The organism is Devosia rhodophyticola (assembly GCF_028816475.1).
GTDB lineage: Bacteria > Pseudomonadota > Alphaproteobacteria > Rhizobiales > Devosiaceae > Devosia > Devosia rhodophyticola.
Window position 1 is genome coordinate 3,335,674 of record NZ_CP118247.1, and the last position, 15,768, is coordinate 3,351,441.

A 15,768-nucleotide genomic window follows, 5' to 3' on the forward strand; every position below is an offset into this window, starting at 1 on the left:
AATTCGACTTCTGGAGGCCCTGATGGCTGACCCATATGATCTTCTCGTTATCGGCGCCGGTCCTGGCGGATATGTAGCTGCCATTCGTGCTGCCCAGCTTGGTATGAAAGTGGGCATTGTCGAGCGCGAGCATATGGCCGGGATCTGCTCCAACTGGGGTTGTATTCCTACCAAGGCGTTGTTGCGGACTGCCGAAATATACGGCCACATGGGGCATGCCAAGGACTACGGATTGACCGCCGAGAAGTTTGGCTTCGACATGGATGGGATCGTCAAACGTTCACGCGACATTGCCGCGCAGATGAACAATGGCGTTCAATTCCTGATGAAGAAGAACAAGGTGGACATCATCTGGGGCGAAGCGGTCATTACCAAGCCCGGTGAGATCAAGGTTGCGCCGACCAAGAAGAAGATTGTCGAGCCGCAGGGGCCAGTGCCCAAAAAGCCACTTGGGGAAGGCACCTACAAAGCCAAGAACATCATTGTGGCAACGGGCGCTCGTCCCCGCGTTCTGCCCGGCATTGAGCCCGATGGCGACAAGATTTGGACCTATTTCGAAGCACTGAAACCCGACGCCATGCCAAAGTCGCTGGTGGTCATGGGGTCCGGCGCCATCGGAGTTGAATTTGCATCGTTTTATCGCTCACTTGGCGCCGAGGTGACGATCATCGAACTTCTGCCGCAAATCATGCCGGTTGAAGACGCCGAGATTTCAGCCATGGCGCGCAAGCGCTTGGAAAAGCGTGGCATCAAGATTTTGACGGACACCAAAGTCACCAAGGTCGAGAAGACCAAAGATGGCGTCGTTGCCCATGTCGAAACCAAGTCTGGCGAGAAGCAGAAAATTTCTGGCGAGAAACTGATTTCAGCGGTCGGTGTGCAATGCAATACCGAAGGTCTCGGACTTGAGAGCATTGGCGTCAAAATTGATCGCGGCGCCATTGTTGTTGACGGTCACGGTCGCACCAATGTTAACGGGGTGTGGGCAATTGGTGACGTCGCGGGGCCCCCGATGTTAGCACATAAGGCAGAGCACGAGGCTGTCATAACGGTGGAAACCATCGCCGGCCAAAAAGTTCATGGGCTCGACAAAACCAAGATTCCCGGCTGCACTTATTGTGAGCCCCAGGTCGCCAGCGTTGGTTTGACCGAGGCAAAGGCCAAGGAAAGCGGACGTGAGATCAAAGTTGGCCGGTTCCCCTTTATTGGCAACGGCAAGGCGATTGCGCTTGGCGAGCCTGACGGGTTGGTCAAGACCATCTTTGACGCCAAGACCGGCGAACTGTTGGGCGCGCACATGGTTGGCGCTGAAGTTACCGAGTTGATTCAAGGGTTTGTCATTTCGATGAATCTGGAAACCACCGAGGAAGATCTCATGCATACGATCTTCCCGCATCCAACGCTTTCGGAAACCATGAAAGAAAGCGTGCTCGATGCGTACGGGCGAGCCTTGAACATTTAGTGCATAGCGGCAAGTCGCCAACTGGGGTTGAACCATTGCTCTCGGGGGGCGATATCAGTGCAAAAGCAGGCCCGCATGGCAGGCTGCTTAAGCGTCTAAGTTAGGACATGGTGTGGTCACACTCATCGACAGTAGCGTAGCGCGTCCGCGCCATCCGGAAAAACAGCATCGCCCCGATAGTGTGGTGTTACGCAAGCCGGATTGGATTCGGGTCAAAGCCCCAGGTTCGCCGATTTACAAGGAAACCCAGCAGATCGTTCGCGAAAATGGTCTGGTGACAGTTTGCGAAGAGGCGGGCTGTCCCAATATCGGCGAGTGCTGGTCCAAGAAGCACGCGACCTTCATGATCATGGGCGAAATTTGTACGCGCGCCTGTGCCTTTTGCAACGTGCGCACGGGTCTACCGGGTCCACTGGATGCCAGTGAGCCGGAAAAAGTTGCCGTGGCGGTGCAAAAGCTCGGATTGCAGCATGTTGTGATTACCTCAGTCGATAGAGACGACCTTGAGGATGGAGGCGCCAACCATTTCGCATCCGTTATCCGGGCTATTCGCGCGCGCAATCCCAACACCACCATAGAGATTTTGACGCCTGACTTCCTGCGCAAGGAAGGGGCCCTGGAAATTGTGGTGGCCGCCAAGCCTGATGTGTTCAATCACAATCTTGAAACGGTACCGTCGAAATATCTGAAGGTTCGTCCGGGTGCGCGCTACTTCCACTCGATCCGGCTACTGCAGCGGGTCAAGGAACTTGATCCCACCATGTTCACCAAGTCTGGAATCATGGTTGGGCTGGGAGAAGAGCGTAATGAGGTGCTGCAGCTCATGGACGATCTGCGCAGCGCCGATGTTGATTTCCTGACTATCGGGCAATATTTGCAGCCGACCAAAAAGCACCATCCGGTAATTGGGTTCGTCACACCAGAAGAGTTCAAGTCATACGCGACGGTGGCCAATGCCAAGGGATTTTCGTTGGTATCTTCCAGTCCGCTGACGCGCTCGTCCCATCACGCTGGCGAGGATTTTGCTCGCCTGAAAGCTGCTCGATTGGCAAAGCACGGGCACTGATGAAGCGATATTTTGAACTACACGTGCCTCATCTGCCGGACCGGATGTTTGAAATTGTGTCCGATTTGGCCGATTATCCCCGCTTCATACCCAATTGCAAAGCTATGGATGTCCGGTCTGATCCGACGGCGGGCGACAATACCAAACTTGCCAAAATGACATTATCGTTTGGCCCTATCACCCAAGCTTATACGAGCCGTGTGGTAGCCGATCCCGATGAAAGAACAATCAGGGCAAAGGCGGTGGATGGGCCATTTTCTTATCTCGATAGCGAGTGGCGATTTACGCCGGAAGGCATGGGTACGCGTGTGCAGTTCGAGATCGACTTTAAGATTTCCAACCCCCTTGTGGCAGCTGTCGCCGAGCCGGCGTTTGCTGCCAAACAGGACGAAATCATGCGCGCATTTGCGTCGGAAGCCGACAGACGTTTCGGTGTCTGAACCGGCACGCTGCGTTACTGAATTGGCGGTTCGACTAATACCTGCAGCATCAACTTCAGTGCGGCATGGACGCTTTCAGCCCGGATATTGTCGCGGCCAATGTCACCAAAGCGGTTTTCTATGACCAACGTGGCATTCTCCGAGGACACAGCCACATAGACCAAGCCGACGGGCTTCTTGTCCGAGCCACCATCGGGTCCAGCTATACCAGTTACCGCGATTGCAAAATCAGTGCGGGCGGTATTGCGCGCTCCATCCGCCATCGCCCGCGCCACTTGATTGGAAACGGCGCCATAATCGCGCACCAGGCGTGCGGGAACCCTGATCATGCGCGTTTTGGCGGTGTTGGCATAGGTAATGTAGCCGCCGTAGAGTACAGCAGAGGCGCCGGGAACGTCAGTTATTGCAGCAGCAACGAGGCCACCCGTACAACTTTCGACCGTGACGACGGTTTGCCCTGCTTCGGTAAGCAGTTGGACGACTTGACGGGCCGGATCAGCAGGCGTTTTTTTTGCCATCAATCCTGCCTCGGTATTTCGATACTTGCGCTGGCCATTGCGACAATTCCTTCTTCGCGTCCAGTAAAGCCCAGTTGTTCACTGGTTGTCGCCTTGATCGCCACACGAGACGCTGAAATTTGGCAAATTTCAGCAATTCTGGCACGCATATCGGCAACGTGGGGACCAATCTTGGGCTTCTCACAAACGATTGTCACGTCAAGATTGACTATGCGACCAGACCTTGCGGCAATCATTGCAACTGCATGTTGCAGAAAAATGCTCGACGCCGCCCCTCGCCACTGTTCATCGCTTGGAGGAAAATGCGATCCGATATCGCCTTCGCCGAGCGCGCCGTAAATCGCGTCTGTGAGGGCATGAAGCGCGACGTCAGCGTCTGAATGACCCTTTAGCTTGCGGTCGTGAGGAATCTCAATGCCCCCTAACCACACGGACTCGCCGTTTTCGAACGCGTGTACATCGAATCCGGTGCCGACACGTGTTTCCATCTGCATTGTATTCTCGACAAGGTTGGTGGCGCGGTTGAAGTCTTCGGCGTGGGTAATTTTGATATTTCTGTGGCTGCCCGGCGTTAGAGAGACGTGCATGCCAGCCCATTCGGCGATCTCGGCATCGTCAGTAAACTGTTGGGGGGCGGCCGAGGCGCGCAAGTGGGCTGACAAAATGGCGGGAAAGCGGAAGCCCTGAGGAGTTTGGGCTGCGAACAACGTGCGTCGGTCCTCGGTTGCCAAAACTCGTTGGCCATCGGAGCGCTTTATCGTGTCGGTAACGGCAATGGCGGGCAAGCTGGCGTCGCTCACATCAAGCGCTGCGATGACTGCCTCAATAACGGCAGGCTCAACAAATGGGCGCGCTGCATCGTGAATTAGGACCAGATCGGGCGGCGTATTCACAAGAAACTGCAGGCCAGCGAGAACAGATGCTTGTCGGGTGGTTCCGCCAACGACCGGTCCGCTCAAGCGTGGGTCATCACTGTGCAATTCGTCGTAGCGTTTGGCATGGTCAGCGTGAATAACGGGCAGAACGAGGCTAATGTTTGGCAATGCCAGGAAGGCCTGAATCGTGCGTGACAACATGGGGACGCCGTTAATAGGCCGATATTGCTTCGGCGGCTCGTTGCCAGAAATGCTGGCGCGTTCGCCTCGACCGGCTGCCACCACAATTACGGCTATTGATCTGGAACGCATAAAGTCTGGAGCTCACACACGAAAATGTCACACTCAAATGGTCTAGCGGCAGCTCTTGGCATCGGCAAGCTTTGCGTAGGGGATGGGCGTCATCTGCGTAAAGAAGTTGCACCTGCACATGTTTTGACTACTATGCAGGCAATGTTAGAAGATGGCTATTTTAGGGGCAAATGTGTCGGAAGCTACCTATCAGTTGAATATCGGCAAACAGAACGCTCGAAATAGTGCGTTTTTAGCGCCCATGGCTGGAATCACTGATCGTCCATTTCGGCAGATTGCTGAACGGTTTGGTGCGGGATTGGTCGTCTCGGAAATGATTGCCAGTGCCGCCCTGGGGACGGGGCACGCGGAAATGGTGCGAAAGCTGGGCAAGGCGGGATCATTGCCTCATGTGGTTCAATTGGCTGGCTGCGAGGGGCAGTGGATGCAACTCGGCGCCGAGATTGCGCACGATGCTGGTGCGGACGTCATTGATATCAACTTTGGCTGCCCATCCAAACGCGTTACCAACGGCTACGCTGGATCGGCGCTGATGCGTGTTCCCGATCAAGCGATGACGCTGGTCGAGTCGGTTGTCAAAGCGACTCCGCTACCGGTGACAGTCAAAATGCGATTGGGCTGGGACGACGATAATTTGAACGCCGCCGACATGGCGCGCCGTGCCGTTGATGCAGGCGTGCAGATGATAACTGTGCATGGCAGGACCCGGAAGCAGTTTTACAAGGGTGAAGCGCGCTGGGCGCCGGTGCGTGAAGTGGTTAACGCCGTCAATGTGCCCGTGGTCGTCAATGGCGATATCACATCAATCGAAAGCGCGCGTGAGGCGCTTGATCTGTCAGGTGCGGCGGCTGTGATGATCGGACGCGGGGCGCAGGGACAACCGTGGCTGGTAGGGCAGGTGGGGGCGCTGTTGGCGGGTGCGACACCGCCTGAAAGCCCCAAAGGTCCGGATCTTGTTGCGCTGGTGCAGGAGCACTACGAAGAAGTTTTGATTGAATATGGTACCGCAATCGGATTCCGCGCGGCCCGCAAGCATCTGGATTGGTATCTGGAAGCTAGTGAAATTGTGCTTGAGAAAGCGGACCGATCTCGGTTGTTAAATTGCGATCAGCCTGCGGAAGTCCTCGCCATGATCGAACAGTTCTACTCAGGTGAGTGCAGGGCGGCTGCATGAAAATTGTCACGGAGAACATTCCCGCCTTTGCCGTGCTGCAGTCACTGCCGCAGCCAATAATTGTTTGTACCGAAGACCGGCAGATCAGTTTCGCCAATTATGCCGCAGAAACCTTTTTCGGGGCGTCACAGAGCGTACTCGGCCGCCAGAAGCTTGATGATCTTGTCGCGTTTGGTTCTCCGGTGATCGGATTGGTAGAAACGGTCGCGGCGCGTCGGGCGCCGATGACCGAATACCGCGTGCGCATCGGGTCATCGCGATTTGGCGAGGAGCGGATCGCGGACGTCTTCGCTACGCCTATTGCCGACAATGATGGACGCGTGGTGCTGCTTATCCAGGAACGCACCATGGCGGACAAGATTGATCGGCAGATGGTCTCACGCGGGGCTGCCCGGTCGGTGACGGGGCTGGCCGCGATGCTTGCCCATGAAATCAAGAACCCGCTGTCGGGCATTCGTGGGGCAGCTCAACTCCTGGAACAGACGGTTACCAGTGACGAAATTGTTTTGGCGCGCCTGATCCGTGAGGAAACGGATCGCATCGTCGGCCTGCTCGACCGGGTCGAAGTTTTTGGGGACGACCGGCCGCTCGAAAGTGAACCTATCAATATTCACGCCATTCTGGATCGTGTGAAGTTGCTTGCCAGTAATGGCGTTGCGCGCGGCGTCGGCATATTTGAAGAGTACGATCCGTCGCTGCCGCCGGTACTCGGGCATCGCGATCAGCTCATTCAGGTTGTGCTAAATCTGATTAAAAATGCGTCGGAAGCTCTTGAAAAAACACAAAATCCTGAAATCAAGCTATCTACAGCCTTCCGTCCGGGTATCCGCATTGCGGTGACGGGGGTTTCCGAACGAATTTCGCTGCCGCTTGAAATTGTCGTCGAGGACAACGGACCAGGCGTGCCGCCCGATGTTCTGCCATTTCTGTTTGATCCATTTGTAACAACAAAAATCAATGGCTCGGGATTGGGGTTGGCGCTCGTTGCGAAAATCGTGGGTGACCACGGGGGGGTCATCGATTGCGATAGTCGACCTGGACGCACCCGATTCAGGATTTTGTTGCCGGTAGTCAATCGGTATTCGGACAGTTCGACGACAAAAGGAGCGTCCTGATGAGCCATGTTGTTCTGCTGGCAGATGATGACGCCGCCATTCGCATGGTGCTCAATCAGGCACTGACGCGCGCCGGTTACGAGGTGCGGCCGACCGGCAATATTTCCACGATGTGGAATTGGGTCAGTCGGGGTGAGGGCGATGTTCTGATTACCGACGTAGCAATGCCGGATGGCAATGCGTTTGAAGTCATGCCCAAGATCAAGAAATTGCGCCCAGACCTGCCCATGATCGTAATGAGCGCGCAAAATACCTTCATGACGGCCATTCGCGCCAATGAAGTCGGTGCTTACGAATATTTGCCGAAGCCGTTCGATATTACCGAGGTCCTGTCGGTGGTGGCGCGTGCGCTCGCAGACGCCAAGAAACCCACCACGGGCCAACGCAACGCCGATGAGGTCGGCGAGACGATGCCGCTCGTTGGGCGTTCGGCAGCCATGCAGGAAATCTATAGGGCGCTGGCGCGGCTAATGCAGACTGACTTGACGGTCATGATTACCGGCGAGAGCGGCACCGGCAAGGAACTTGTTGCGAGGGCCCTGCACGACTTCGGCAAACGCCGCAACGGCCCGTTCGTCGCCATCAATATGGCGGCTATCCCGCGCGATCTGATCGAGGCTGAACTGTTTGGGTATGAAAAAGGTGCCTTTACCGGTGCCAATGCGCGTTCTTCGGGGCGGTTTGAGCAGGCCGAGGGTGGGACGCTTTTTCTGGACGAGATTGGCGATATGCCGATGGATGCCCAAACGCGCCTGCTGCGGGTGTTGCAGGAAGGCGAGTACACCATGGTCGGCGGGCGGAGCGCCATAAAGACTAACGTGCGGATTGTCGCTGCTACGCACCGCGATCTCGGGCAAATGATTCGGCAGGGCCTTTTCCGCGAAGATCTATATTATCGGCTGAATGTGGTACCGATCCGACTGCCGCCATTGCGCGAAAGGGTCGATGATATTGGCGATCTTACCCTACATTTCCTCCGCGTTGCCCAACGCGAAGGCGAGCCGGTCAAAACCATAACGTCGGACGCCATCAAGCTGATGCAGAATTATTCATGGCCGGGCAATGTTCGTGAATTGGAGAACTTGGTTCGGCGGTTGTCCGCTCTATATGCTGACGAAAGCATTTCGGTTGAAATTGTCCAGAATGAGTTGAACATTGCCGAGCGTCCGCAGGTAAATTCCGGCGGGGGGCCAGTCGACGTCTCAGTCGCGGTGGAAGCACATATTGGGCAAGTGTTGGGAGAGTATGAACCCAATTTGCCGCCAGCTGGTTTGTACCAGCGGGTTATTGACCGCGTCGAGGCGCCGTTGATTGCCATGGCACTGAATGCGTGCGGCGGAAACCAGATCAAGGCTGCTGATCTGTTGGGGCTTAATCGCAATACGCTGCGCAAAAAAATCCGCGTCCACAGCATTGAAATTGTGAAACATAGTCGGCGCAACGGGTGAACGCAGCATGCGCCAGCGTGTTGCAGAGTGGTGTAACATTTTTACGACGTCGTATTTTGGCAACAATTATGTTGAAGGTTCGCCTCGATTGGGTCAGACTCGCGATTGCCCGACTGTGAATGAGGGAAGCCTTACGGCTTAGTGCATGATCGAGACGAATCCACCCACTACCGATACGGATGGTGTCTTGGCACCAAAAGGCGGATCGAAGTCAAACCGCCGGTTTTTTGGTGGACACAATAACCGAGGTTTGCGCGTCCTTGGGTTTCTAGTGGTGTTCGCCTCGGTGTTGATGTCGTCGCTGTCGTTCCTGATTTTGTCGGGAACCACCAATATCGAACCGTCACCGGAAGTCTGGACAGTCATTTGGGTCGTAACCGGCATTCTGGTTTTATTGGTCATTGCGTTGGTGGTCACTGAAGCCGCGTTGCTAATTCAAGCGCGCGTGCATGGTGAAGCAGGGTCCGGACTGCAAATACGCATGGTCACCATGTTCGCGTTCGTCGCGGCTGTTCCAGCCATAATTGTGGCAGTTGTAGCGACAATCGCGCTCAATCAGGGACTCGATCAATGGTTTTCAGAGCGAACGCGCACCATGGTGGAAAGCTCCCGCCTCGTGGCGCGTTCATATATGCTCGAGCATGCTCAGGTCCTGCGAGACGATATTATCTGGGTAGCGACTGAGCTGGAGCAGGCCCGCGGGACCTTTGAGACCGACAAAGATCGGTACCAACGCATTCTGACTGCTCTAGCCGTGACTCGTTCTCTGCCCTTTACGTCGTTGATTTCTGCCAATGGCGATACGCTGTTGCGCGCTCAAATCAATGCACAAGGACCTTATCCGAAGCTCCCTGACGGCATTACGCAAGGCGTGGTCGAGGGAACGCCGACGGCCATTGCGCCGGGGCGAACCAATTTGGTTGGCTCGGTTGTCAAGTTGCGTGGGTACGACAATACCTACCTGTTTGTAGCGCGACCGGTGGATGCAGAAGTACTTGAATATATGCGTCTAACTGACCAAAATATAACAGAATATCGCCAGTACGCGTCGAACAGGCTGGTGTTCCAGATTACCTTTACGATCATGTATGTCGGCCTGGCGGTCGTATTGTTGCTGGGTGCCCTGTGGATTGGCATTGCGCTGGCGAACAGGTTTGTTGATCCGATCCGAAATTTGATGATTGCCTCCAATCGCGTCAGCAAGGGCGATCTTGATGTGCAGGTTCCTGTGCAGGAGGGGAGGGGCGATCTTCGTGACCTTAGTGGTCGTTTCAATATCATGACGCAGCAGCTGAAGTCGCAGCGTGAAGCCCTTCTCAGCGCCAATGAAATGAACGAAAAACGCCGCCAGTTTACCGAGGCCGTGGTGGAAGGGGTTTCGGCGGGCATTATCGGGCTGGATCCCTATGGCGCTGTCACGCTCGTCAACGCACGTGCCTGCGAAATGCTCGATACGCCTGAAATCGATCTGATGGGGGACAAGATCGAGACAGTCGTTCCCCAACTTACCTCCACGCTTGAGCGCGCCCGTTCTGCACGGCGTGGGCAGGTTCGTGACCAGATCTATTTGGGCAATGAAACGGATCGCCGAACCTACCAGGTTCAGTTAACGCGCGAAGGCTCCATGACCGAGTCCAAAGGGTATGTTCTTACATTTGATGATATCACCGACCTGGAATCAGCTCAGCGCACCAGTGCTTGGGCGGATGTGGCGCGGCGTATTGCCCACGAAATCAAGAACCCTCTAACCCCCATCCAATTGTCGGCCGAGCGTTTGCGTCGGCGATACGGCGAAAGACTGGATGGCGACAGGGATGTTTTTGACAAATGTATCAATACGATTGTCCGCCAAGTGGGCGACATCGGGCGCATGGTGGACGAGTTCTCCGCCTTCGCCCGCATGCCTGAAGCCAGTCCGGAGATTGCCGATCTTTCTGATACCATACGTCAGGCAGTGTTCCTGGAGAGTGTACGGCTACCCGAAATCAATATTGAGACCAGTTTGCCCGAAACGGCGATCTACGCCTATTTCGACAATCGACTCATTTCTCAGTGCATGACGAACCTGATAAAAAATGCGGTAGAAGCATTTGAGACCGTTGATACATCGATCGATTTTGATCGCACCATCCGGGTTGCCGCCCAAATCGAACATAGTCAGGCAGTGATCTCGGTCTCCGACAACGGCAAGGGCTGGCCGCACGACAACCCACAACGATTGCTGGAACCCTATATGACCACTCGCGAAAAGGGCACGGGGCTTGGCTTGGCTATCGTTGCCAAGATTATCGAACAGCATGGGGGCATCGTGGAACTGATAGACGCTGAACCCGACGCCAACGGTCGCATTGGGGCATGCGTGACATTCACCCTGCCGTTGCGTCCAATCAAAATATTAGACGGGGATGAGAAATCCGGCGCGGCGCCGGATACGCATCCCAACCAATCAGAGGGGCCGCAGCTTTCTGCGGTTGTAGAAAAATAATGGCGCTCGATATTCTGATCATCGACGACGAAGACGACATCCGGGACTTGATCGCCGGCATTCTGGAGGATGAGGGCTATGAAACTCGCCAGGCCCATGATGCAGACAGCGGACTGAACGAAATTGCGCGGCGTCGGCCTAGTTTGATATTTCTCGACATCTGGATGCAGGGATCAAGATTAGACGGTTTGCAGTTGCTAGACGTATTTCAGGCCCAACACCCAGATATGCCCGTTGTCATGATTTCGGGACACGGCAATGTGGAAACTGCCGTTTCTGCGATACGGCGCGGCGCTTACGACTACATTGAAAAACCTTTCAAGATTGACCGTTTGCTGCACATCACGCAACGGGCCATGGAAGCCACACGTTTGCGCACCGAGGTTGCCGAGTTGAAAGAGCGGACGGCGGGGAAGGGGGCGGACATGGTCGGCACTTCCCCCGCGCTCCAGCAAATCCGAGGGGTAATCGAAAAGTCAGCCCCCACAAATTCGCGAATATTCATATCGGGTGCATCGGGTACGGGTAAGGGCATGGTCGCGCGGATGATTCATCAGCGCAGTCCGCGTGCTGATTCCCCATTCGTGGAAATCAATGCCTCTCTATATGCCCCTGACGAAGTTCCGGTCGTGTTGTTTGGACGCGAGGTCAGGGAGAAATCCGGAATATTACGTGCTGAGGTCGGAGCGCTGGAACGCGCCCATGGCGGAACATTGTATCTTTCGGAGGTATCAACGCTTCCTCAGGCAACCCAAGCGGCACTCTTGCGCACGTTGGTTGAGAACAGGTTCAATCGCGTCGGCGGTCAGGTCGCCGTGCCAATTGATGTCCGCATTATTTCGTCAAGTTCGCAAAATATTGCCGCACAGATTGAGGCGGGGGAGTTCCGATCGGACTTGTTCCACCGGCTTTCTATCGTGCCAATGCAACTTGTCCCGCTAAGAGAACGCCGTGAAGACGTGCCGCCTTTGGTCAGCGTTTTCATCGAACAGGTTTGCCGCATGCATAATTTGCAGCGTCTCGTTGTTGGTGAAGATGCGATTGCGGTGTTGCAGGCTCAGGATTGGCCTGGAAACGCCCGGCAGTTGCGCAACTCAATTGAACGGCTCCTCATTCTGATGAAGGATCAGGCGCCCGGCGATGGCATCATCACCGCAGCAATGTTGCCATCCGACATTGGCGAAGTCTTGCCGACTGTTGGGGATACGGACGCATCAGCCCATTTGATGAGCTTGCCATTGCGGGATGCACGCGAGGTTTTTGAACGGCAGTATTTGCTGGCTCAGATCGAGCGATTTGGTGGCAATATCTCCAAGACGGCCGAGTTTGTCGGAATGGAGCGCAGTGCGTTGCACCGAAAGATTAAGTCGCTGGGGCTCTAACGGCATACCTCTCATGAATTTGGGCGGTATGCAGAAAATGGCTTGTATGCGATAGTACGGAGCAACAAAACGATACCTCATGCTCGCCCCCTCGGTGGCGCGGCATGCGGGAACAAAGAAACGCAAAGGCAAAAAGAGGCCAAAAATGCCCAGCGACAAACAACAGAATTTGCAGGATTCTTTTTAAATCATGTCCGCAAGCAGAAAGTGCCACTGACGATTTTTCTGGTAAACGGGGTGAAACTCCAAGGCGTTATTACCTGGTTTGACAATTTTTGTCTGCTATTGCGTCGGGACGCTCAGTCGCAGCTTGTTTACAAGCACGCCATTTCGACCATCATGCCGGGGGCTCCCATCCAACTGTTTGATCCAGAACAGAACCAAGACAGCGACTGATCATAAATGGAAGATAGCGAAGACGGCAAAGGCCGACGCGGCGGCCCAAAGCCATTCGTTGATCGGCGCGAGATGCCAACGCGTGCCGGTCTGGTTTGTCCCGATGTTCGGGGGGCAATTTCACAGCATGGGCTAGAAGCGCGCAAGGCCGAGTTCGAAGGATTGGCCGAGGCCATCAATCTGGACATAGCCTTTTCGGAAGCCATAAAGGTCCGCGAAGTCAAACCAGCAACGTTTCTTGGTGGTGGGCACGTGGACACATTGCGTGAGCGCATCAAGGCCGAAGAGGTCGATTTGTTGCTCGTTGATGCCGCGTTAACGCCGATTCAACAGCGCAACCTGGAGCGGGAGACTGGTGCCAAGGTCTTGGATCGCACCGGCCTCATCCTCGAAATTTTTGGCGAACGCGCCGCAACGCGAGAAGGTGTGTTGCAGGTTGAACTAGCGCATCTGAATTATCAAAAAAGCCGTCTGGTCCGCTCCTGGACCCACCTTGAACGGCAGCGTGGCAGCGGCGGCTATGGCTTCATGGGGGGGCCGGGTGAAACGCAAATCGAAAGTGATCGTCGTCAGATCACCGACAGAATTGTGCTACTTGAAGACAGGCTGGAAAAGGTCAAGAAAACCCGCGCGCAGCAGCGTCGGCAGCGCGACGACACACCATTTTTGATTGTCGCTTTGGTTGGATACACAAATGCGGGTAAATCAAGCTTATTCAATCGGTTGACTGGGGCAGGGGTGTTTGCCGAGGACCTGCTTTTTGCAACACTCGATACAACTGTCCGAAAAATTGAACTGCCGCATGGCCGCGAGGTCATGTTGAGCGATACGGTTGGGTTTGTCGCGGACTTGCCGACGGATCTGGTAGCTGCATTTAGGGCAACCCTTGAAGAAGTAACCGAGGCCGACGTGGTCCTGCACGTGCGGGACGTAGCAAACCCGGATCATGCTGCGCAGGCCCGCGACGTACTCAAGGTTTTAGCAGACCTCGGCGTTTCGCCGGAAACCGTGCCCTTTGTGGAAGTCTGGAACAAGCTGGACCTCGTGCAGCGGGGCGATCGCGAAACCGACGACGCCGTCGAGGTCTTATCGCCGGTCAGCAAAGTATCAGCGGCCGTGCCGGTTTCAGCCAAAACGGGCGAGGGTCTGGATACACTTCGGCTGGCGATTGAGACAGCGTTGTCTCACCTTAGCCGAACCTACCATGTGGTTGTGCCGCACGCGGCAGGAGCCGATATCGGTTGGCTACACTCGCACGCCGAGATCATTTCGCGAAATCAGCCAGACGAACATGGATCAAGCTTTGTGGTGCGCATTGAACCGCGACATCTCACTGCATTTCTGGAACGTTTTAACGGTCGATTGGCAGCCGTTTCAAGTTAGGTTTTCGGCGTGTCGGTCCACTTGTCAGCGTGCCTGATTTCGTTCCAATACGTATCCAACCGGGCCAACCCCGCATCAGATACAGGGATTGCGTCGTCGCGGCATCTCTGTTCGACGTAATTGAATCGGCGGCTGAACTTGGTGTTGGCGTCTCGCAAGGCGGCTTCCGCGTCAACACCATGCTTCCGTGCCAGATTGGTGACTGCAAAAAGTAGATCGCCAATTTCTTCGTGGCGTTCAACGGGCGAACGCGCGGCATCAACTTCTTCGAGTTCCTCTCGAACCTTTTCGGCAACCAACTCGGCATCGGGCCAATCGAAACCAACCGTAGCGGCTCGCTTTGTCAATTTTGACGCGCGCGCCAATGCCGGCAATGTCGCAGGAACATCGTCAAGTACAGAAGGGGTTCTGTTGCCTGTGCGGGCAGCTTTACGCGCGCGCTCGTCAGCCTTGATCGCTTCCCAACGTTGCTGGGCGCCATCGGCGTCGTGCGCGTCGATATCGCCAAACACGTGGGGGTGACGCCGAATCAGCTTTTCGGTGATTGATAGTATGACATCGCCAATGTCGAACAGGCCGCGTTCGGAAGCCATCTGGGCGTGATAGATCGGTTGCAAGAGCAGGTCGCCCAATTCCTCCCGCAGGTCGTCAAAGTTAGACCGCTCAATAGCATCCGCGACCTCATAGGCTTCTTCGATCGTGTAGTGGCGGATGGTGGAGAAGTCCTGGACCAGATCCCACGGACAGCCATTCTCGGGATCACGCAGCGCCTTCATGATCTCAACTAGACGGGTTAAGTCGCGGGATGGCTGCATGGGTTTGGCTCACATAGCAAGAATCAGAGCGCCATAGTAGTCAGGTTAGGGCAATCAGGGGCAACAGATAGCTGCGTTCGTGTCCATATTGTTTTCGCATAATATATATTATGGAACTTTTCGGTGTCCGGTTGTCTGGAACTTTTCCGTTTCAGTTGCCGCATGCGAGGCTGTTTCTGACCTCGCATGCGGCGTAATCTTGGGTCGATCAGTCCTTGGCGCGTTCGACGTATGAGCGGTCTTCCGTGAGGATGACGACGCGCGTGCCGATGGAGATATGTGGTGGAACTGTCGTCTTGACGCCGTTGGCCAGCACGGCAGGTTTGAACGACGAAGAAGCAGTCTGACCTTTTACAACGGGTTCGGTGTCGGCAATTTCGAGGGTGATGCGCTGCGGCAACTCCATCGAGATCGCAATGTCGTTGTAAAGACTCAACGTCACCTGCATGCCGTCCTGCAGGAAAATCGCATCATCGCCGACGACGTCCACGGAGGCCGTAACCTGCTCATAGTTTTCAGGGTTCATGAAATGATACCCTTCGCCGTCTGAATACAGGAAATTGTATGTGCGATCATCGACGTTGGCGCGTTCGACCATTTCGGTAGTGCGCCAGCGCGCTACAACCTTCACGCCGTCACTGATGCGGCGCATGTTTACGTTAGTGATCGAATTTCCCTTGCCCGGATGAACATTTTCGGCTGTGAGTACGACGTAAAGTTTGTCGTCTTGTTCAACGATGCTGCCTTTGCGGAGTGAAGACGCGATGACTTTGACCATTATTTCTTCCTTGTTAGGGCGTGTGCGGCAGCCTAAACAGACAGGAGTCTCGTCCGACCCGGCCGCACTGAATTTTGTTCGGTGTCGCCCGATACCGCAATTTGACGGAAACTGCGAGT

13 protein-coding genes and 1 pseudogene are annotated in these 15,768 nt (G+C 55.2%); 10 read left to right on the forward strand and 4 right to left on the reverse strand.

Going from position 1 to position 15,768, the window contains the following annotated elements; all coding sequences use genetic code 11:
• Positions 1-22: 22 nt before the first annotated feature.
• The 3 genes from lpdA (at position 23) to PSQ90_RS16355 (ending at position 2,968) form a co-directional block, all read left to right on the forward strand.
• Complete coding sequence (lpdA, locus tag PSQ90_RS16345) at positions 23-1,462, forward strand: dihydrolipoyl dehydrogenase (RefSeq protein ID WP_282211310.1); 1,440 nt, start codon at positions 23-25, stop codon at positions 1,460-1,462.
• A gap of 112 nt (positions 1,463-1,574) precedes the next feature.
• Entirely contained in the window at positions 1,575-2,528 is a 954-nt protein-coding gene (gene lipA / locus PSQ90_RS16350; RefSeq protein ID WP_282211311.1) for a lipoyl synthase, read from the forward strand.
• Positions 2,528-2,968 (forward strand): type II toxin-antitoxin system RatA family toxin, encoded by a 441-nt coding sequence (locus tag PSQ90_RS16355; protein ID WP_282211312.1) that lies wholly within the window; start codon positions 2,528-2,530, stop codon positions 2,966-2,968. The genes lipA and PSQ90_RS16355 overlap by 1 nt, the downstream gene beginning before the upstream one ends.
• Before the next feature lie 14 nt (positions 2,969-2,982).
• Here the strand turns inward: PSQ90_RS16355 and PSQ90_RS16360 are convergent, their stop codons facing one another.
• Both PSQ90_RS16360 and PSQ90_RS16365 read right to left on the reverse strand, forming a co-directional pair.
• On the reverse strand, positions 2,983-3,486 hold the full coding sequence (locus PSQ90_RS16360) for a CinA family protein (protein WP_282211313.1): 504 nt from the start codon (positions 3,484-3,486) through the stop codon (positions 2,983-2,985).
• The gene (locus tag PSQ90_RS16365) at positions 3,486-4,673 is read right to left on the reverse strand and encodes a bifunctional 2-C-methyl-D-erythritol 4-phosphate cytidylyltransferase/2-C-methyl-D-erythritol 2,4-cyclodiphosphate synthase (protein WP_282211314.1); all 1,188 of its coding nucleotides are present in this window, start codon (positions 4,671-4,673) and stop codon (positions 3,486-3,488) included. The genes PSQ90_RS16360 and PSQ90_RS16365 overlap by 1 nt, the downstream gene beginning before the upstream one ends.
• Before the next feature lie 172 nt (positions 4,674-4,845).
• Between PSQ90_RS16365 and dusB the strand changes: the two genes are divergently transcribed.
• The 7 genes and pseudogenes from dusB to hflX all read left to right on the forward strand — a co-directional run bounded on the left by dusB (position 4,846) and on the right by hflX (position 14,056).
• Entirely contained in the window at positions 4,846-5,847 is a 1,002-nt protein-coding gene (gene dusB / locus PSQ90_RS16370) for a tRNA dihydrouridine synthase DusB (protein ID WP_282211315.1), read from the forward strand.
• A complete protein-coding gene (locus PSQ90_RS16375; RefSeq protein ID WP_282211316.1) occupies positions 5,844-6,962 on the forward strand; it encodes a two-component system sensor histidine kinase NtrB in 1,119 nt (372 codons plus the stop codon). Before dusB ends, PSQ90_RS16375 begins: the two co-directional genes overlap by 4 nt.
• Positions 6,962-8,410 carry a nitrogen regulation protein NR(I) gene (gene ntrC / locus PSQ90_RS16380; RefSeq protein WP_282211317.1) on the forward strand — a complete coding sequence of 483 codons (1,449 nt, stop codon included), beginning with the start codon at positions 6,962-6,964 and terminating at the stop codon, positions 8,408-8,410. Before PSQ90_RS16375 ends, ntrC begins: the two co-directional genes overlap by 1 nt.
• Before the next feature lie 145 nt (positions 8,411-8,555).
• Entirely contained in the window at positions 8,556-10,895 is a 2,340-nt protein-coding gene (locus tag PSQ90_RS16385) for a sensor histidine kinase NtrY-like (RefSeq protein WP_282211318.1), read from the forward strand.
• Positions 10,895-12,277: a nitrogen assimilation response regulator NtrX gene (ntrX, locus tag PSQ90_RS16390; RefSeq protein ID WP_282211319.1), complete on the forward strand. Its 1,383-nt coding sequence runs from the start codon at positions 10,895-10,897 to the stop codon at positions 12,275-12,277. The genes PSQ90_RS16385 and ntrX overlap by 1 nt, the downstream gene beginning before the upstream one ends.
• A 145-nt stretch (positions 12,278-12,422) precedes the next feature.
• Positions 12,423-12,673: pseudogene (hfq, locus tag PSQ90_RS16395) on the forward strand (RNA chaperone Hfq).
• 6 nt (positions 12,674-12,679) lie between these two features.
• Complete coding sequence (hflX, locus tag PSQ90_RS16400; RefSeq protein ID WP_282211320.1) at positions 12,680-14,056, forward strand: GTPase HflX; 1,377 nt, start codon at positions 12,680-12,682, stop codon at positions 14,054-14,056.
• On the opposite strand, the gene mazG is transcribed toward hflX, so the two are convergent.
• Complete coding sequence (gene mazG / locus PSQ90_RS16405; RefSeq protein WP_282211321.1) at positions 14,053-14,871, reverse strand: nucleoside triphosphate pyrophosphohydrolase; 819 nt, start codon at positions 14,869-14,871, stop codon at positions 14,053-14,055. The two genes, hflX and mazG, sit on opposite strands and share 4 nt — an antisense overlap.
• Before the next feature lie 208 nt (positions 14,872-15,079).
• On the reverse strand, positions 15,080-15,649 hold the full coding sequence (gene efp / locus PSQ90_RS16410; RefSeq protein WP_282211322.1) for an elongation factor P: 570 nt from the start codon (positions 15,647-15,649) through the stop codon (positions 15,080-15,082).
• Positions 15,650-15,768 lie beyond the last annotated feature (119 nt).